The sequence below is a fragment of the Streptomyces sp. BA2 genome (genome assembly GCF_009769735.1).
In the GTDB taxonomy this organism is placed as follows: domain Bacteria; phylum Actinomycetota; class Actinomycetes; order Streptomycetales; family Streptomycetaceae; genus Streptomyces.
Genome location: NZ_WSRO01000001.1, coordinates 15,433 through 33,924 on the forward strand (window position 1 = coordinate 15,433; position 18,492 = coordinate 33,924).

Annotated in this window: 15 protein-coding genes and 1 pseudogene; 10 read left to right on the forward strand and 6 right to left on the reverse strand. The window is 68.2% G+C overall.

Features of this window, described 5'->3' with window-relative positions:
• Window positions 1-252: 252 nt before the first annotated feature.
• The 7 genes and pseudogenes from E5671_RS00105 to E5671_RS00135 all read left to right on the forward strand — a co-directional run bounded on the left by E5671_RS00105 (window position 253) and on the right by E5671_RS00135 (window position 9,903).
• Entirely contained in the window at window positions 253-1,653 is a 1,401-nt protein-coding gene (locus tag E5671_RS00105) for an XRE family transcriptional regulator (RefSeq protein ID WP_160501802.1), read from the forward strand.
• Window positions 1,650-5,216, forward strand: coding sequence for a tetratricopeptide repeat protein (locus tag E5671_RS00110; protein ID WP_160501803.1), 3,567 nt, complete (start codon window positions 1,650-1,652; stop codon window positions 5,214-5,216). The genes E5671_RS00105 and E5671_RS00110 overlap by 4 nt, the downstream gene beginning before the upstream one ends.
• Window positions 5,217-5,393: 177 nt before the next feature.
• Window positions 5,394-5,874 (forward strand): annotated as a pseudogene (locus E5671_RS00115) (IS5 family transposase); the annotation flags it as partial.
• 45 nt (window positions 5,875-5,919) lie between these two features.
• Window positions 5,920-6,258: a hypothetical protein gene (locus tag E5671_RS00120; protein WP_237330007.1), complete on the forward strand. Its 339-nt coding sequence runs from the start codon at window positions 5,920-5,922 to the stop codon at window positions 6,256-6,258.
• A gap of 142 nt (window positions 6,259-6,400) precedes the next feature.
• Entirely contained in the window at window positions 6,401-7,117 is a 717-nt protein-coding gene (locus E5671_RS00125; protein ID WP_160501804.1) for a hypothetical protein, read from the forward strand.
• A 541-nt stretch (window positions 7,118-7,658) separates the two neighbouring features.
• Window positions 7,659-8,513 carry a replication-relaxation family protein gene (locus tag E5671_RS00130; RefSeq protein ID WP_443032531.1) on the forward strand — a complete coding sequence of 285 codons (855 nt, stop codon included), beginning with the start codon at window positions 7,659-7,661 and terminating at the stop codon, window positions 8,511-8,513.
• A gap of 919 nt (window positions 8,514-9,432) precedes the next feature.
• Window positions 9,433-9,903, forward strand: a complete 471-nt coding sequence (locus E5671_RS00135) for a hypothetical protein (RefSeq protein WP_237329962.1) — start codon at window positions 9,433-9,435, stop codon at window positions 9,901-9,903.
• A 91-nt stretch (window positions 9,904-9,994) separates the two neighbouring features.
• On the opposite strand, the gene E5671_RS00140 is transcribed toward E5671_RS00135, so the two are convergent.
• Window positions 9,995-10,468 carry a hypothetical protein gene (locus E5671_RS00140; RefSeq protein ID WP_160501807.1) on the reverse strand — a complete coding sequence of 158 codons (474 nt, stop codon included), beginning with the start codon at window positions 10,466-10,468 and terminating at the stop codon, window positions 9,995-9,997.
• A 10-nt stretch (window positions 10,469-10,478) separates the two neighbouring features.
• Window positions 10,479-11,807 carry a helix-turn-helix domain-containing protein gene (locus E5671_RS00145; RefSeq protein WP_336605598.1) on the reverse strand — a complete coding sequence of 443 codons (1,329 nt, stop codon included), beginning with the start codon at window positions 11,805-11,807 and terminating at the stop codon, window positions 10,479-10,481.
• A gap of 150 nt (window positions 11,808-11,957) precedes the next feature.
• Here E5671_RS00145 and E5671_RS00150 point away from each other — a divergent pair, with 150 nt between their 5' ends.
• A complete protein-coding gene (locus E5671_RS00150; RefSeq protein ID WP_160501809.1) occupies window positions 11,958-12,380 on the forward strand; it encodes an ATP-binding protein in 423 nt (140 codons plus the stop codon).
• 127 nt (window positions 12,381-12,507) lie between these two features.
• Here the strand turns inward: E5671_RS00150 and E5671_RS00155 are convergent, their stop codons facing one another.
• A complete protein-coding gene (locus E5671_RS00155) occupies window positions 12,508-13,377 on the reverse strand; it encodes an IS5 family transposase (RefSeq protein ID WP_160501810.1) in 870 nt (289 codons plus the stop codon).
• Window positions 13,378-14,197: 820 nt separating this feature from the next.
• Between E5671_RS00155 and E5671_RS00160 the strand changes: the two genes are divergently transcribed.
• Together E5671_RS00160 and E5671_RS00165 are read left to right on the forward strand one after the other, a co-directional pair.
• Window positions 14,198-14,818 (forward strand): hypothetical protein, encoded by a 621-nt coding sequence (locus E5671_RS00160; RefSeq protein WP_160501811.1) that lies wholly within the window; start codon window positions 14,198-14,200, stop codon window positions 14,816-14,818.
• The gene (locus tag E5671_RS00165; protein WP_160501812.1) at window positions 14,815-15,369 is read left to right on the forward strand and encodes a GNAT family N-acetyltransferase; all 555 of its coding nucleotides are present in this window, start codon (window positions 14,815-14,817) and stop codon (window positions 15,367-15,369) included. The genes E5671_RS00160 and E5671_RS00165 overlap by 4 nt, the downstream gene beginning before the upstream one ends.
• Window positions 15,370-15,421: 52 nt before the next feature.
• On the opposite strand, the gene E5671_RS00170 is transcribed toward E5671_RS00165, so the two are convergent.
• The 3 genes from E5671_RS00170 to E5671_RS00180 form a co-directional block, all read right to left on the reverse strand.
• On the reverse strand, window positions 15,422-15,934 hold the full coding sequence (locus tag E5671_RS00170; protein WP_160501813.1) for a hypothetical protein: 513 nt from the start codon (window positions 15,932-15,934) through the stop codon (window positions 15,422-15,424).
• An 83-nt stretch (window positions 15,935-16,017) separates the two neighbouring features.
• Window positions 16,018-16,815: a hypothetical protein gene (locus E5671_RS00175; RefSeq protein WP_160501814.1), complete on the reverse strand. Its 798-nt coding sequence runs from the start codon at window positions 16,813-16,815 to the stop codon at window positions 16,018-16,020.
• Complete coding sequence (locus E5671_RS00180) at window positions 16,803-17,855, reverse strand: hypothetical protein (protein ID WP_160501815.1); 1,053 nt, start codon at window positions 17,853-17,855, stop codon at window positions 16,803-16,805. The genes E5671_RS00175 and E5671_RS00180 overlap by 13 nt, the downstream gene beginning before the upstream one ends.
• Window positions 17,856-18,492 lie beyond the last annotated feature (637 nt).

Here is an 18,492-nt window from a genome sequence, read left to right on the forward strand (position 1 = left end):
CAGGTGGTCAGCGTGGTTCCCGCCGTAGTGGCAAGTCCCAGCAGTCCCGAAACGGCATGGGCGAGACGGCGCGAGATCGCCATCGAAGGCTCCCTTCTCGTGGTGCGGCTGTACGAACCAGCAAAAGGCAGCGAGGACGGCATCTGGCGACACGCCGAAGTATCTGAATACCATCCGAAACATTGCAGGCCACCTAGGGGGTTTGGCCGCTTTTCGCTGAAGCACTGAAGCACTGAAACGGCTAGGTGACACATGGGGGACGGGGACCGACGATGGCTCGTGGAGTTCTGTGCCGCGCTCAAAGCCGAACGAGAACGCGCCGGGCTCACTCAGCGGCAGCTGGCCCAGCGGCTGCAGCTCAGTGAGCCGACGATCAGTGCTCTCTTCAACGCCCGTACTAAGAAGGCTCCTTCGTGGGAGCGCGTCCGCGCCATCCTCACCGCATGCCGCAGCGAGACCCACCCGCGCCCCATGCCCGAGGACGGCCCGGTGGCCTCGCGCCTGTGGCATGAGGACCAGGACGAGTACCTTCACCGCTGGCGGGCCAGGCACGCCGCACTGGAGATTGCGTCGCAGCGGACCACACAGGAGCAGGGGGCGTCGCGCCCTGCTGCCAGCGAGGCCGCCCATCCGGAGGGTGTCCCGTCAATGTCGGTCCACTTCGTGGGCCGGGACAGGGAGATGGGTGAACTCAGAGAGCGTCTGACCACTGCGGGAAGGGGGCCCCAGCTCCTCACCGCGGTCCGGGGCTGGCCTGGAGTGGGCAAGACCACGGTCGCCGCGCAGCTCGCCGTGGACCGGACCTTCATCGAAAGCGCCTTCCCGGACGGTGTGCTGTGGGCTTCTGTTCCGGACGGCTCCCACGTCACGGCCGCACTCGCTTCGTGGATCCGGCGGCTGGGGCTCCCCCGGCCGGAACTCGGCGCCACCAGCGGAGAGTTGACCTCAATCCTGAGAAGCGCGCTCCGGGACCGGCGGGTGCTGCTGATCGTGGACGATGTATGGAACCCGGCGCACGTTGTTCCCTTCAACGTGGGGGGTCCCGGCTGCGCCATCCTGATCACTACCAGGCTCCCCCAGGTCGCTCATGCCCTGGCTGCGAGACCGGCCGACATCTACCCGCTGGGCCTTCTGTCTGAGGAAGCCGCCCTGGAACTGCTCCGGCGACTGGCCCCGGAGGTCGTGCATCACCACCGGGACGAGTCGCGGGCGCTCGTAGGGACGCTGGAGCGGCTCCCGCTGGCAGTGCGGGTGGCCGGGCAAATGCTGAGTGAGGATTGGGCCAACGGCTGGGGCATCGGTGACATGCTGGCCCAACTCCGGGAGGGCTCGGCGCTGCTCGCGGCCGGGGCACCGGTCGACCGGGCCGCGGACAACCACACGATCCCCACTGTGCGGGCGTTGCTGCGCATGAGTACCGACCGGCTGGATCGGCAGACCCGGCTTCGCTTCGCCTTCCTCGGCGCTTTCGCATCACAGCCGGCGGCGTTCGACGTCGAGGCGATGGCGGACGTGTGGGGCGTCGACGACGCCGTGCCGGCGATTCGGGTGCTTGTCGCCCGCGGCCTGCTGGAGCCGAGCGGCGACGGCTGGTTCACCATGCACGCCCTGCTCGTCCTCCACGCGAAGGCGCTGTTGCGGGAGGGAAAGTGACGAACCTCGAACATCTGGCGTCCCTGGCCCACGCCAGGGCTTTTCTTCGCAAGTTGCGGCGGCTGGACACCGCAGAGCCGGGAGACGAGGTCACGGAGAGTGGCCTGGAGATGTTCGACAGGATCTGGGGACAGGTACTCCACGCTCACGTGTGGCTCGCCGAGCACCCCGGGATAGACACCGATCACCTGTGCGCCGCTTACCCGATGACTGCGCTTCCCTACTGGATGGTGCGGGTGCCGGCACACGAACAAGAGGTGAGGCTGTCGGCAGCGTGCGCCGCCGCGAGCCGTCAGGACGACCCGGGTACCCTGGGGGCACTCGCCCATCACCTGGGGGCTGCCTGTCTGAAACTCGGCAGCCCCGGCAACGCCGCAGCCCACTTTAATCAGGCCCTCGCCGTCAGTCTGGCGCACGGCAATGCCCATGCCGAAGCGCAGGACCGTGAAGGGTTAGCCCGCGCATGCCTCGAACTGGGGCTGCCCAAATGGGCCCTGCAACACCTGCGTTCAGCGCTTGCGATCTTCCGCGATGTCGGTGACCGGCGCGGTCAGGCACTGGGGCTGCGCACTCTGGGGCGCTGCCAGCGAAAGTTGAACCAGCTCGAGGAGGGACATCGGAGTGCACGGGAGGCAGCGCGGATATTCGCGGAGCTCGGCTCCTCCCTCGATTCGTTGGGCACAGTGAACGAATCACTTCTCGATCTCGGCACGACAGTCTCCGAGTACCTGGAAAACCTGAAGAGCCGGATCGCCCGGTGGGACAGCTCCCTCAACCAAGACGACCGCATCGATTCCCTTGAGCAACTCGCCCGCATTCACTTGTGGCTCGACGAGCCGCAGGAGGCGATGCGGCTGCTGGACCAGGCCCTGGATGCCGCTCGGGTGACCAACGCGTTCAACAAGGAATTGGCCCTGCTCGGCGCGTTGGCCGAGGCCACTCACGCCCTGGGCAACGCGGAAGAGGCACTGGCTGCGGCAGAGGAAAGGGCGCGCCTGGCCAAGCAGGCCGGCGACTCCCTACAGCGGTGGACGGCGCTGCACGCGCTCGGTGACCTGTACCGGGAATCGGGGAGGCCGGACCGGGCACTGGCAGCGCATGGTGACGCGCTGCGGACCGTGTTCGAGGACACCCCGGACCTCGAGAGCCAGACCTCTCGCCGGCCCACCGGCCCGAGGCCCGGCGAGGACGCGGAGGGCATCTTTGAGGTAATGGTCGGTTTCACCGCGTATAAGTCCACGCTGGCGGCACTCGGTCGCGATCATGCGGACCTGGGCGACCTCCAGCAGGCCATCGCGCACTGGGAACACGCCACCGTCGGTGCGGACGATTCCGCCGAAGCCGTCGTGGTTCTTGGCCTGCTCGCGATGGCGTACGCCAACACAGGACAGCACGCAGCTGCGATCGAGTACCACGAACGGCAGCTGAAGATCATCCGACAGCGTGCCGACCGGGCGGCTGAGGCCGACGTGCTGGGCGAGATGGCAAACGTGCACCAGCTGTTGTTGCACGAGGCGGCCGAAGCGATCGACCTCTACCAATCGGCCTACGTCATCGATCTGCAGATCGGCGCCGACCGCGACATGACCGCGGTTCTCACGCAGCTGGCGCAGGCGGAGCAACTGGCCGGGCGACCCCAGCGGGCCCGTGACTACGGCGACCGCGCCCTCGCGCTGGCTCATGGCATCGGGGACGCCAGGGTGATACGTATTGTGGAGACTGCTCTCGTCGATATCACTAACCTGCGAGCCCCGCAGCGCCCGTCGGGTGGGCAGCCGGAGCCGCTTCGACGGGCCGCAGGGCTGTTGGCAGCGGGTCAGCAACACACCGCGGAGACAGTGCTGGCGGCCGCGCTGGAGAGCGAAGACCCGCATGTGGCCGCCGGTGCCGGCCTGCTGCTTGGCCGCATCACGACGGACAAGAACCTGGAGATCGCGCGGGCTGCTTGGAATCGTGCGGCCCAATGCGGCGATCCGGCCCATTCGCCGCAGGCCGCTTTGGCCTTGGCGCACCTGTGCGAACGGCACGGCGGCACGGCCGAGGAATGGGCTACCGTCGCGCAGACCGACGGGTGTGCTGTGTCCGCGGCTGCGGCAGCGCGCCTCGGCGAACTCCTCCTCGCGGACAAGCAATACACGCAGGCGCGTGCCGCACTGGAGAAGGCCATCGTGCTCGGCTCCGCACCCGCCGCGACCGCTACGGTGAGGACCTCGACCGCCGTGTCCCTGTTCAATCTCGGGACAGTGCTGACTGCCCTCGACGACCGGCTCGGTGCCCGAGAGGCCTTCCGGGCAGCAGGGCACCCCTCATCTCCCGTGCGGGCGGCCGCGAACCTGGAGCTGGGGCAGCTGATCGAGCACAGCGACCCGGCCGGCGCACTCGCCGCATACGAACAAGCCGCAGCCACGGGCGACGCGAGGGTGAGCGCCCAGGCCCATGCCCGCCTTGGCCGGCTCGCACTGAAACGCAGAGACCTGGACGCAGCCGAAGAGGCCTTGCAGACCGCCATCGCCTCCGAGCACCGGCTCGCCGCTCTCGACGCGTCGGCGGCCCTGGGCATCGTCCGCCTGCATCGGAACGACACAGCGGGCGCCCGTGCCGCGTGGGAGGCCGCATGCACCTCACCCACCCGCGTGGTGATGGCGGAGGCGAGCGCGAACCTGGGCGCGCTGCTGGCAGCCCAGGGCCAGCCGGCTGAGGCCGAGGAACTGTGGGACTCCATACCCCTGACGGGCGACGAGTTGATCGACCGCATGGTCGCCTTCTACCGGGCCGGGACGATGTTGCAACGCGGGGACCATGACGGTGTCAGGGAGGCTTGGCATCGGAGCTTCGGCGACCAGGCGGCTCATCAGGCACTGGGCCTGAGCCGACAGCTGGAACTCTCGCAGGCGAGACTCGTGCTGGAACAAGTGCTCGTCCTGGGCGACCCGGACATCCTGCCCGCCGCGCTGAGCGCCCTGCTGGCGCTGCTCGACGAGAGGGAACGCGTCAGCCGACTACGCCAGGCTGTTGACGAGGGAGAGCCGCAGCTTGCCCCCCTGGCGGCGCTGCGGCTAGGGGTACTGCTAGCGAAGGACGGCGACATCGAGGCGGCGCGCGACCTGTGGCACGTGGTGGTTACCTCACAACACCCTGACCACGGACCCTATGCGATGTACGAGATCGCTCTGTCGTACCGGCGGGCAAACGAACTGCGCACAGCACGGGATTGGTACCGGCGCGCGATGGCCACAGGTTCGGCGATCACACCGTACGCGGCCGTGAATCTAGGGGGGGTGCTGGTGGAACTCGACGATCCGCAGGGCGCAGAGGCGGTGTGGCAGGTGGCGATCGAATCAGATAACCGAGAACAGGCGGGGATGGCCTGGGCCAATCTGGGCAGCCTGCGGCGGCATCGCGGAGATCTAGAGGGCGCGCGGCGGGCGGGTCTGCGAGCCCTGGGCGCCACGCCCGAGGCCCATTACCAGGCCACGCAGTTGCTGCACGCACTGCGAGAAGAGCGAGGCTCCATTGAAACGGCCGAGCCAAGCACGGGTGCTGGCGGCGCCACGCCGGCGTGAGGGGAGCCGCCCGCGGGTGTCCCCCCTGCCGTCACCGGGCGTGCTGCCGCCAGTTCGAGCACCGCCCCGATGCAGCGCGGCGCTTCCGAATAGCTGGCTCCCGACCGCCTCCGCCTCACCAGATGGGACGCGGTCTAACACCGTGGCCTACATGGTCAGTTGGCAGTTGAGCTGGGCATGGGGAGTGGACGGTGGGGGTGGATCGTTCCGGACGGACTTTGGGAGATCGCCAGGCCTTTGCTGCCGCCGGCGCGGGTGCGGCCGCAGGACGGAGGGGTGGCCAACATCGATGACGAGGCGGTGTTCGCGGCCATCATCTACGTCCTGGTCAGCGGCTGCGCCCGGCGTGCCCTGCCGCCGCGCATCGGGGCGTCGAAGTCCACGGTGCACCGCCGGTTCCTGATCTGGTCGCGTGCGGGTGTCTGGGGCCGGCTGCACAGAAGGTGCTCGAACTGCTTGACAGCCAGGGCCTGGTCGACCTCTCCCGGGCAGTGCTCGACTCCGCTCACGTCCGCGCCAAAAGAGGGGCGAACTTGCAGGTCCATCGCCCGTGGACCGGGGCAAGCCGGGTTCCAAGATGCACATCCTGTCCGACGCGAACGGACTGCCCCTACGCGTCGGACTCTCTGCGGCGAACACTCACGACAGCCTCGGGCTTAACCAGCCGGCGCTCTCCCCCACCGGGGAGGGATACTCAATGATGATGACGACGACCCAGCGCATCCTCGACCTCGCTGCGGCGGCACCGGCCAGCCAGGGCGAGGACCTGGTGTTGCTCCTGAGCGAGGCGAACGAGCTGTACCAGCAGGGTCTTCGGGATCTGCGCCGGGATGTGGCAGCACGTCTTGACGGGTTGGCCACCGCGGACCTGATGTTCGCCGCGGAGAGGGCCGGTATCCCCTGTGATGCCTCGCAGGATCGTGACGAGGTGATCCTGCTGCTGGCACTGGTCGAATGGGAGATGACGTCGGCCGCCATGGCGTACACGGAGGTGGCAGAGGCCGCCGCACGCCGCGGTGTCTGCTTGATCCCCGAGGAGTAGGCCTCGAGCCGCTGGCAAGGCCGCCAGGAAAGCCTTGCCGCCGCGGGCGCTGCGGGCTGGACCTCCAACCGAAGCTCCTGCCATTATTTGCTTTGTGGGTCGGGGTGGCCGGCTCCCTACTGACAGGACGGACGGTTCTTCCATGGCCTCGCGCCGTGAGCCTCGCCTGGCCGACGCTGCCGAGATCGCGGCTGAACAGGGTCTGACGTCCGCGAGGGTCACCGGCCTCTACACGGGGCGCGCGGAGAACGCGGCCGGCAAGCCGTTCCCCGAGCCTGTCGGCAAGCGCGGACGCGCGCGCCTGTGGGACCACGCGGAGGTCACCGAGTGGTTCGCCCACCGGGCGCCGGCACGGCTCGCTGAACACTCACCGCCCTCTCTCGCCCCGGAGACGTTGCTGAACGCGGCGGAGGCCTCGAGGTATCTCGGTTACAAGAACTCCAACCAGGTCACCACCTTCGTGCGCGACCACCCCGGTTACTTCCCCGAACCGGACGTCGTCGAAGAGAAGGGCACGGCCGAGAACCCCTACCGCCGGCAGCTGTGGAAGGTGCGGACCCTGCAGGAGTGGATGGCCACCCGGCCCGGCCGCGGAAGGCGGTCCGGAGCCAAGGAGGCGCCGCCCCTGCCCGAGGTTTCCGTTGACGGCGATCCCGACGAGCTCCTGGGGGCGAGCCAGGCGGCCGCGCTGCTGGGGTACAAGAGCGTCGGCTCGTTCTCCAGCAGCCTGTCCCAGGGGAACCTTCCGCTGTTGAAGACTACGGACGGGGTTGCCGAGAATGCCGGACGCCAGAACGGGCGCCGGCGGTGGACGCGCCGGCGCATCCTCGATCAGGCCGCCCAACGGTCCAGAAAGTAGTACCCGGCGGTGAGCGCACTTCCGCGCACTGGCCTCATGAACGCGGCCGCCGGTTTTGGGAGTTGGTCCCTTGCGGGCCGGGTGTCGCACGATGGCCGGCATGGCCCGGCTCGCCACCGTGCCCCGCAGCAGCCACGGCTGCTGCGGACCGGCCATCTCTGAACCTCTCCTGGCGCCCTGTCCGCACATGAGTGGCGGCAGCCATGCTTGCCGGGTCTCAGGGCCCCTCAGCGAACTGTCTCGCGCCGTTTTACCCCGACCACCGTCCCGACCACTAATGCGTTTCGATTTCGTGACAGTGGTCGGGGCCTTGTGGTCGGGGGTCTGGTCGAGCCCCGCTGGTTTCATCATGAGCAACCAAGAGGGCCTGACAGACCCGCCACGGACCACGCAAGGAGCACATATGAGGAGTGTTGTACGCGGGCCCACGTCGAATTTCCCGGCCCAGCCACACAGGGAAGGGAATCGCGTGATCCGCCCCGCACTGAATACTCCCGCCACGAGCCTGGCCCCCAGCCTCGTTGAACCCCTGCGTAACCAAGTGCTGGCAGCCCTTGCCCAGCACCGCATCGCCACCACCGGCCAGCTGTGCCAGATGCTCCGGCCCGGTGGTGCACGGCAGTTGCTGTCCCGTGTTCTGAACCGGCTGCGGTCCGAGGGATTCGTCGACTGCCTGGGGCTGCCGCACGCGAACCGCTCACGCATCAAAGCCTGGTACCTCACGCAGGAAGGTTCGCGCCTGACCCGGGACCTGCCAATGCTGCGAGGACGGCCGCCCTACTCCCTCGCCTCGCCTGCGGCTGCGTCGTTGAAGATTCCTCATACGCTCGCCGTCTTGCGTGCCCATCTGGCCTTTGCCGCAGACGCCCGCCTGCGAGGCCACGAGCACGGCCCCTGGGACTGGACCCCCGAGGTCACTCACAACCTCGGCGAAGGCGAGCGCCTCATCGCGGACGCCCTCATGCACTACACCCTCACCCGCCCGGACGGCGGCCGCACCAAGCTGCGAGCTTTCATCGAGGTAGACCGCTCCACGATGAGCAGCGAACGCATGGCCAGCAAACTGATCGAGTACGCCCGCTTCAGGCTGTACCAGCCAGCCCTCATCGGCCGCCGCAAACCCGTCCCCTCACTGGACGGCCCTGTTTGGATGCGCTGGTATCCCGTCTTCCCTCGCGTCCTTTTCATCCTCACCAACGCCAGCCGCCGCATGCTGGCCAACCGGACAGCCGATCTGCGGTCCATGGCCGAGGTCCACCCCGCCGTCGCCGAACTCGCCCGCCACGTCCCCCTCGGAGCCGCCGTCCTGGAAGACCTCGAAGAACACGGCCCCACCGCCGCCGTATGGACGCCGCTCACCGGAGACGCCGCACAACGTCCCTGGAGCGATCTCTGACCGCCACAACCGGGACCCACCGAAAGGACCTGTCATGAGGAGGTTCAGATGCGTAGCCTGCGGCATACCCAACACCGGCCGGGACTCGTGCAAGATCTGTGACACCGCCAGCCCGACAGCCACCCCGGGGGCCTGGCGGCAACCGCCCTGGCAGACGCCGGGGCCGCCCGCGCACTACAGGTCGAGGAAGCCGAGCGCGGCAACCACGAGCTCGCCAGCCACCTCAGCAGGGTGAGCGACGACCACCTAGATGATGCCCTTGCTCTACGGCGCGTCGGCGCCACCTGATAAGCCGATGAGGTACACGTCGTGGGCACCGTCAGGTGCCGCCAGCTGCTCCGCTCCCTGGGGACGAGAACGTCAGGCCGGTCTGAGAACGGGAACAGGGCCTGCTGCGTGAGGAGTTCCGGTTTGATCTCCTCCACACAGATGCCACTCTCGGGCACCGGGTCGCCGATGAAGGACAATCACACCAAGCTCGACCAGCCTGGCTGAGGCTCAGGACCCTTTCGGGAGTGCGCCCGATCGGAGTGCGACGCGTCCGCCTGCACACGCCGGCCCCCTGACTCCTGAGGTTCGTGCACGAGGCGCCAGTCCGTTCTCCAGAGACCCCAGGCGATGTCGCCAACAGCAGAGCCGCTTCGGGCGGCATATGGCTGCACACGTCAGTAGAAACTGATCTCCATTGCTCGTCAGGCTGTAACTGGCATTCCACCCATGGCACGCAAGGGCCCCGCCACACTGCCTGCGCGAGCTGCTGGCCTCGTGGAGATGAGGCGTCCCCGGCAAGACGGCAAGTTGTGGGATTCGCCAGCCGTCACTACAACGGGCCTGTTGTGCGCTGTTGCTCACGGGGGAGCCGCAACCGCCCGTAGAGTCAGATCCGTTGACGGGAGGGGCGCATCGGATGATTCATGACTTGACTGAACTCGGCCGCGTCGGGCGTGTGCTGAACGAGGTGCTGAAGCTGCTTGCTGGCGAGCAGAAGCGTCTGGAGCAGCAGCACGGGCCACGGTATGGAGACAGCAGCGCGGGCAGCCCCGGGCAGACACTGCACGGAATCGGTGAGCTCACCAGCGGCGTGCACGACGCGCTCAAGCATGTCGCTCTGGCCACTGGATACATCTCGCTGGGCTTGGACGCACGGGCCGACCACGCGGTGGGGCTGGCGCGCATGAAGCCAGTCGGTGTCCCCTCCGGCGTCGACCGCATGGCACGTCCGCTCAGTGACGCCACCGTGGGGGCGCTGGAGATGATCCGCGATCTCAGTGAGTTCTTCGACGGAGACTTCGGGCTCGCGATCGACGTGGCTCTCGCCGCACCCCAGGCCACGTACCCGCCTGAGGACTGGGCGGCATACCAACAACAGCAACGCGACCGTCCGGAATGATCCAGCAGGGGTGCTCGGAAAGTCGCAAAACCTCGCAATGAGCCCGCTGGGTCTGCCCCAACGGGGGGCGCCGCTGTGCTCTGCTGATGCCCTACCGGCTGGCGCCCTTGGGCCACACGACCCGCACGGGGACACCGGTCCGTTTGGCGTAGGCGACGACGTCCGCTGTGCCACCGTGCCCCCACGCCGGCTTCTCGTCCCACACCGCGATCAGTTCGTCGGCGAGCCCGACGAGGATTTCCGAGCCGGTCATATGTGCCTCGGAGTCCGAGGCGGTCATGCCGGTCTCGTGCACGTCGGCGGCGCGGGACATCAGCGCGTCATACGTGGCGTGGTGCCACTCAGGCAGGCTCGCCCGGTATTCGGCAGCCGGGACGATGACCTCCAGCTGTCCGCCGGCGGACAAGGCAGCTTCGGCGAACCATGCATCGGGGCCGTCTGCGATGCAGGAGAGTGCCACCAACTCCCCCGCGTCGTACTCGCTGACCTCGTCGGCCAGGAGCGATTGCACCCGCTGCTCAATATCCTTACTCAGTCCGCGGTGACCGGTGATTCCTACCCTCATGGCTGAACTCCTACAGATAGACGCCGTGGAGCCGCTCGTCGAACTCACGCACCATCTTGGGTGGTGAGCTGGTCGTCAGCGACCGGCGTACGGCGCGCGCCCTTTCCACGATCCGGCCGGAACGGTAGCGAAGCCCTGTTCTCACTGCCTGCGAAGCGAGTGCGAACGCAGCGTCAACGCGTCCGGCAGCGAGGTGACCGGCCGCGATGTCGAGCACCAGGAGCGCGCGTTGCTTCTCGTGCCCGGTGGAGAGAGCTTCGATGTCCTCGGACAGCACCCAGTCGGCGAGGCCGAGCCGGGCACCGCAGGCCACCTTCGCGGCGGAGACCTTGGTCGGAGTGAAGGTGAATACCCACGGCCACGGGGGCGCCTCCTCGGGCACGCTCTCGGCACCCGCACGAGCCATCGTTAGGGCCATGTCGGCAGAGCGACGATCACCAGCCACGGCGTGCGCGAGGGCTTCGACGCTGAAGAGCCACGCATCGGCGACGGCCGGGAGGGAGTCCCCCAAGGACCGGCGCGCGCGTCGCGTCAGGTTGAGGGCCTCCACGCTGTTTCCAGCGTGGGCCTCGAACTGGGCGAGGCTCCCGGCCTGATAGGCGCCCAGCAGCGGGTTTCCTGCCGAGCGTGCTGCCTTGACTGCTGCCCCGTACCAGGAACGGGCCGACCCGTTGTCTCCCTTGTCCCACGCCAGCCACCCGGCGAAGCTCGCTGCCTCGCTGCCAACGGCGGCCAAGCGTCCCCGGTCCCCGTCACCGGTCGCGGCTCGTGTGATGCTCTGGATCAGACGCATATGGGATTGCACGGCCTCCGACAGGTCCCGGCTGGGCGTGGTGCCATCGAGTCTGCGGTAGGCCGTGGTGGACAGACGCAGAGCGGCGGCCTGGCCGCCGCTCGCGTCAGCCGTCTCAGGAAGTACGGCCAGAGTGGGAGCCACCGCAGCGGCCACCGCTCCGCCAATGAAGCGTCGTCGGTTCACGTCCTCACCGTCGTTCCGTGGCTCCGACGGCCGGCTGTCTGCGAGCCCGACCGATGCCGGTGGGATCTCCAGGTGCGCCGCTGCCGCCGCGAGGGTGTCTGTGCTGTAGGCGCCTTGGCCCTTCTTCTCCAGGCGGGAGACCGCGGACTGGCTCAGGCCGAGAGCTTGACCCAAGGCAGTCTGAGTCATCCGTCGTTCGATACGAACAAGTTCGATGACTCGCCCGTAGTCCCCGGACCGGGAAGCCTCCCGTACCGGGCCCGTCTGGAAATCCATGGCGTACCCCCACGCTAAGAGCCCCTGTGGCTCCGCGCGGCTACCCGTACCCGCTCGGCGGGTATCCGTATGCGCGTGCCGCATGCGCCATGGTTCCACAACGCAGAGCGATCGTTGACTGGTCGTCAGGCCAACTCGGCTCACCTGCAGGCCGGTCGGCTCTCGCGTGGCTCGTCGCCTGCCTCGGTGGGAGATGAGCCTTCGCGCCACTGCTCCCCTGACCAAGGTGTGATCATGACCATGGCAGCAGCCAGACAGACAGAGCACCCGGGCTACAACCTCACGCTGACCAACGCCCCGGAGACCGCCGCCGAGGCCCGGCGTCTGGTCCGCACCGCCTACGAAGCGTGGGGTGTCGAGGAATACTCCGATACAGCACAGGTGGTGATCTCTGAACTGGTCACCAACGCTGTGCGTCACGCATGCGGCCCCTGCATTCGCGTCATCGTCCAGCACCCGCTCCCGGGACACCTGGTGCTCGCTGTGGTCGACAAGTCCCGGGACCTCCCCTCCATGCACCCCCCGCACGCCGACGACCTGCGCGGCCGAGGCCTGCTGCTGGTGGACGCGCTCACCGAGGACTGGGGCAGCACCCGTCTCCCCTGGGGTAAACGCGTCTGGGCCCATATCGAAGTCAAGATCGGGGCGAACCAGTGAGCGCAGTTCCGAGCCAGCTACGAGGGGGTTTGCGTCACGCGTGGTCTATGGCCGGCAGGAGACCCGCTCCGGGCCAGAGGGCGCGACCGGCCTGTGTCGCTTTCAGAGGTCGTTTTCTCCCGGTGTTTCATCCCGTGATGTGGTTTTGATCCGGTGATGTCGGGTCACGCCAGGAGATGATGCCCTCACCGGTGAGTCGGCGGGCCATGAGGTCGGTCATGGCGAGGTGGATCATGGCTTCGGAACGGTGCGGGAGGGTCTCGTAGTCACGGGCCAGGCGGCGGTGCAGCATGAGCCAGCCGTAGGTCCGCTCGACCGTCCACCGCTTGGGGATCGGGGTGAATCCCCTGGTCCCGGGGGTGCGTTGGATGATTTCGAGGTCTATGCCGAGGGTGGCGGCGTGGTCGATGAAGTGTTTGCGGTAGCCCCCGTCGACCCAGACCTTGCGCAGGCCGGGGTGGACGGCAGCGGCCTGGCTGAGGAGCTGGGTGCCGGCCGTGGAGTCCTGGACGCCGGCCGCGGTGACCAGCACCGCCAGCAGCAGGCCAAGCGTGTCGGTGATGATGCTGCGCTTGCGCCCCACGATCTTCTTGCCCGCATCGATGCCCTGCGTCCTGACGGGCACGGAGGTGGAGGTCTTCACGCTCTGCGCGTCGATCACGCAGGCCGACGGGTGCTTGTCGCGGCCTTCCTGCTGGCGCACCAACTCCCGCAGCAGCCCGTTGAACTGGGCGAAGATGCCGTCGGTCTGCCATTTCGCGAAGTAGCCGTAGATCGTCTGATGCGGCGGGAAGTCGTGCGGGAGATAGGCCCACTGACAGCCGGTGCGGTCTACATACAAGATCGCGTTCATGATCTCGCGCAGGTCATGCCGCGGCGGCCGTCCGAAGTCCAGGGCCCGGCCGCGGCGTTCAAAGCGCCAGGCGGACAGCACCGGCTCGATCAACTCCCAACGGGCATCGGACAGATCACTGGGATAGGGACGACGGCTGGTCATGACCTGGACGTACCGCCGATCGAGGGCGTGCGCCCAGGCGTGCGTCCGGCCTCGTGGAAGCACGGAACAGAAGCGGGCGTCCTGGAATGAGACAGGCGGAAGCAGGCTCTCGCCCCAGCCACCACACCGTCCGCCTCGCCAGCCACGGCCCTCACTGCAGACTCACCAGCACCAGATCATCGGTGGACGCAAAACTAGAGATAACACCGCACTACAGATGAAAACGACCTCTCAGAGGTCGTTTTAACCTATGAAGCCTATTTGATCCCAACATGTACCTGTGACGGGGCGCGACTTGAGGGGCAGCAAGGGTGAAGGTGCTCCATGGGCCGCCTGTGAGGCCCGACTTGCCGGTCTCATCCTGCAAAGCCTGTCTCATCCCAAGACGTGCGCTGATGCCCTCTCCGTCTAGCGGAGGCGTGCCGGAAATCGACACGCGTGAGACCCAGGACGAGTTAAGAGATACATGAGGCGGCGCAAACCAGCTGAAAACGACCTCTCAGAGCCCGTCTTGATACCCCCGACTTGAAGGTGCTCGTCGCCTTGTTTCGAGCCTCCGTCCATGGACCGGCCTGCTAGTCCGCATGAGGGAGCCAGGTGGAGGGCAGGACAACCGTTTCGGGGACAGGACTGCCAAGCGCCTCGAGGAGCCCATGGGGAACCTGGCCTGTCGCGCCGTGGAAGGGCCCGGCTCTACTACCTGGCCGCGGCGTTCACCGGCACCGCCGTGTGGGCGGCCATCGACTCCCGCGAACCAGCCCGCGCACAGCAGCACTTGTACCGGGCGATGACACTGTCCGGTCTCGCTGGCAGCCCCGAGATGCATCTTCGCCTGTGGGGGCACGCCTCCGCTCTGGCCCTGCAGCAACAACGCCACCGGGACGCGATCGCTGCCGCCGAAGCGGGACGCGCCACCTCAGTGTGCCGCCGCGACCCGCTGCTCCGTAGCCTGGCCGCCGCCCGCCTTGCTGGAGTCCAGGCCAATGCAGGAGAGCGCCGGAGCGCCCTGCGCAACCTCGATGTCGCCACCCGGGCCTACCACCGTGCCGATCCTGCCCGCCCCCGTCCGACGTGGGCCGGCTTCTACGATCAGTCCGAGCTTTCGGGTCTGAGCGCCCTGACGATGGCCAGAATCGGAGAACACGAACAGGCCGAGGCTCACCTCCATCGCACCCTGTCGTGCCTGCGCCCCGAGTACACGCGCAACCGGCTCTACTACGGCGCCCACCTTGCGCTCGCCCAACTCCACCAACACGACGTGGAGCAGGCCTGCTCCACTGCGGCCTCTGTACTGCCCTCCGCCAGCGGTGATTCACTGAGCGGGCGCACCCGTCGGCTATTTGCGACGTTCACCCGTGAACTTTCGGCTACCGCCCCTGGAGCGCTGCGCACGTCCCAGTGGACGGACCAGTTCACCAGCACCCAGGGAGGCCATCCGTGACCGTCGAGATCCGGCACTACACCGCCGGGCGTCTGCCCGACATCCGGCAGACGCTCCTCGACATCCACGCGGAGGTCCGGCACCGCGACTTCCAACTCACCACCCCCTTCTACGACGTCGACCGGTTCGACGAGCGGCTGTCCGCCTATGCATCGCGCCCCGGTTGGACGTCGGTGGTCGGCTACGAGGAGGACGAACCGGTCGGGTTCGCCTTTGGCACCACGCTCGGCCCCGACACCCGCTGGTGGTCCTCGATGATCACGGAACTGCCTCAGGGCTACACCGACGAGGACGGCCACCGCACCGTGGCGCTCAACGAGATCGTGGTCCGCAAACCCTGGCGCGGCCGCGGCGTCGCGTGGCAGATCCACGAGGAGTGGCTCACCCTGCGCACCGAGCAACGTGTCACTCTCCTGGTCAACCCCGCCGCCGGGAACGGTGCCGTCCAGGCCGTGTACGAGGCCTGGGGGTACCGGAAGGTCGGCGAACAGCAGCCCTTCGCCGACTCCCCCGTCTTTGCCTCCATGACCCGCCCCGTGCACCGCCCTTGAGCCGCTGCTCCGCCGCCTGACGGCTGCTGTCGCGTGAGTGGATGGGTCGCGGCTAGGGAATTGCTGGCAGGAGGCCCGCTCCGGGCCAGAGTTCTCGGCCGTCTTGTGTCGTGTGCAGGTTCTTGGTGAGCGTGGCCAGGACGGCCGCGCGCTGTTGGGGGCCGTGGGTCTCGCGCTGTCCGGTAGCCGGGTTGTAGTTGATCACGCGAGTGTTGGGGCCGCTGCACATCAACGCCCGCTCCAGGGCGGGCAGTGCCAGGCCTAGCGAGTCGCACGAGCCGAAGCGGGCCAGGGTGAGCAGGTCGCTGATCACTCCCTCCCAGTGGGCGGTCTCACTCCATCGGTCGCCGCCGTCGAGTTCGTGGGTGAGGGTCGCGAGCGGCACGATCTCCCCGTCGGTGCGCTGCCCGTTGTGCAGGAGGCGGTGCATGCGGGCGCCGTCGGGCTGGCGTACATGGGGGTGCAGCAGCGTGGCGGCCGCGACGATGGTGCCGTTGACCTCCCGCAGGCCGTGCGGCGGGAAGTACGGCTCGTGGGCGAACAGGAAATAGATCTCTTCGGCCATGTCTGTCTCCTTCGAAGGCGTGTTGCAGCGGTGGTGCGGCTGGTGCCGGTCCCGGGCAAGGTGAGGGGACTGCTGCCGCGGTGTCAGGGGTGGCCGGGAGCTCGATACGCCGGCGGGGAGTCGTCGTCGGCTGCGGCCGGCCCGTCGAGGGCTCGCTGGTGTTTGATGTCGTCGGCCTCGCGGGCGAGGTGGTCCATCAGGCTCTCCAGCGCCAGCCACCGGCAGGTGATGTCAGGGCTGCGGTCAGGGGCCGTGATGATCACGGCGATCTCCCACAGCGTCCGGTGGCCGAGCTCAGCCGCGCAGCCGAGCTCGGGGCCAGGGCGGGAGCTGTGGGCGCGGACCAGGCGGGCGTGTTGGGCGGTCAGCCGCTGCAGGTAGTCCAGTCCAGGTCCGGTGTCGATGATGCGGGCATAGGCGCGGGCGCGTGTGTCGAGGCGGGCGGGCAGGTGGTCCACGAGCAGCGGCAGCAGGATGGCCAGCGGCAGACCGATCACCGCGGGGAGGCCGTGATCGATGGCCCAGCTCATGCCCAGCAAAGCGACGAGCGCGGTCATCAGCGTGAGCGCGGTGACCGATCCGCCGTGGTCGAAGTAGAGGCGAAGCGGCGGGCGGCGGGTGAGCCAGCGCTGCGCACACCGGGCACGTAGCGAGGGGTCGGGAGTGCGGATGCCGATCTGCAGCAGATGCTGCGGTGCCCCGTCGGGGGCGGCCGGACTGAAGCGCAGCCAGCCCCACGGCGTGCGCTCACAGGACGGCGCTCGCCTCATGCCGGGCGACAGGTGCGAGGTCGGTGCGAGGTGGGGCGGCGGGAGCAACATCGGTTCCTCGATCCGGTAGACGGTGGCCGGTCGCGGCCCTTTGGAGGTCAGGGGGTGCACAAGGAGCAGCGGCCGTCCCCGGCGGGATCGGCGCGACGCGGTGTGGGTCCGGTGCACGCGGTGCATACGGGCCAGTTGAGGCAGGCCGGGCAGAGGTCCTGGCCCGCGGCGCGGCTGGGGCTGCCGCAGCCGGCGCATTCGACCAGCGCCCGGTGGGAGAGCGCATCGGCGACGGTCCGGCCCGCGGCGTCCAGCGGTGCGGGATCAGTGGGCGAATGCGCGGCAGCGGGGCCCGGCTCGGGGGTGGCCTGTGCAGTGCGCAGGCGGGCGGCGATGATCGCACCCACCGTGTGGTGCAGCGGCTTCGGCAGTGGCCGGTCGGCGATGACGTGGCGCAGCTGCTCCGGCGTCCAGCCCGCCTGCAGCAGGTCCTGGACGGCGTGTCCCTGATCGGTGAGCACCTGTCCGGTCAGCAGCAGATCGGGGTGCTCTGCCCCGATCGACAACAGCAGGCGCTCGCCGGCCGTGGCGGGAGCTCGGCTCTTCGTCTTGGCTCTTCGGGTCCGCTCCTGATCCGGTGCGTCGAGTTCGCGCGCACGCGCGTTAGGGACGGAGGGACGGACGGAGTTGGTGTTCTGCTCTCTGGTCTTCTTGTTCTTGGTGTTCTTAGTGGGGCGTTCAGCCAACGTTGGATGATCCAGTGTTGGAAAACCTGATTCAGGTTGTGACCTGCTGCGTTGCGTGAAGTCGGAGGCGGGGGCGTTGTCGCCCAACAGGTCGTACAGATGGGCCGGAACGTCGGTGATTGCGTAGATGACATCGCCCAGGGTGCCGTCCGCGCGCCGCTCGCGTTCCCGCGTGAGGTAGCCGAACCTCTCCAGTTCCTCAAGACCGGTCCGCACCGCGCTGGGGCCCTCGGGGCCGCTGCGGGCGAGTTCGGCCATCGTCACGCGCCATCCGTCGCGGTGCGTCGAGATCAGACCGAAGATCCCCTTCGCTTTGAACGAGATCCGCGGATCGCGAAAGAAGGCGTTGGCGATCTGCGTGAAGCGATCACCCGCCATCTCCCCACGCCGGATCCCGGCCCCATAGCCCGTCATCGCCGCGCCCCTGCCACGGCCTCGGGCGTCTTGGCGTCGAGCCGTCGGCGGCACGGTCCTGCCGCGCTGCCCGGCCACGACGGCTCACAAGAGCAGGTGTTGTGGTTCATAGAAGGAGAGAACCCGGCCGTCCCGACCAGTCCCCCGACCACCAAGCCCCGACCACCATCACAAAGAAGTCACAACCACAGCCGGACACGGTGGTCGGCCCGACCATCCGCTGCAGGGCCGCGAGCCGCCCGCATCGCGGAGGACGAACGGCGGCGGGGACCGACTGCACATCGCTGGCTCCGTCATCGCCTGACTGCGCACTCCGCGACGGGCCTTCGAGGTGGTTCCGCTCCGCACCGCGATGAACAGTGCACTGCACAGCCATCACCGCCGGGCTGCCCGCGGATCGGGGGCAGTTAGAGCGGCGATGTGCAGTGGCCACGCACGGGGCCATCGCCCTGTGAACTGGTGGTGGTAGATGGCGACCACAGGGTGCCGTCATCACCCCGACCACACTCCGCCTGGCCCGACCACCGCAGGTCACAGCATTGCGCAGCCGACGCCGATGAAGTCGGCTGCCGGGTACGCACTCGTTCTGTCCTGCGATGGCCAGCGGGCTGCGCACTCACCGGTGGGCCATACGACG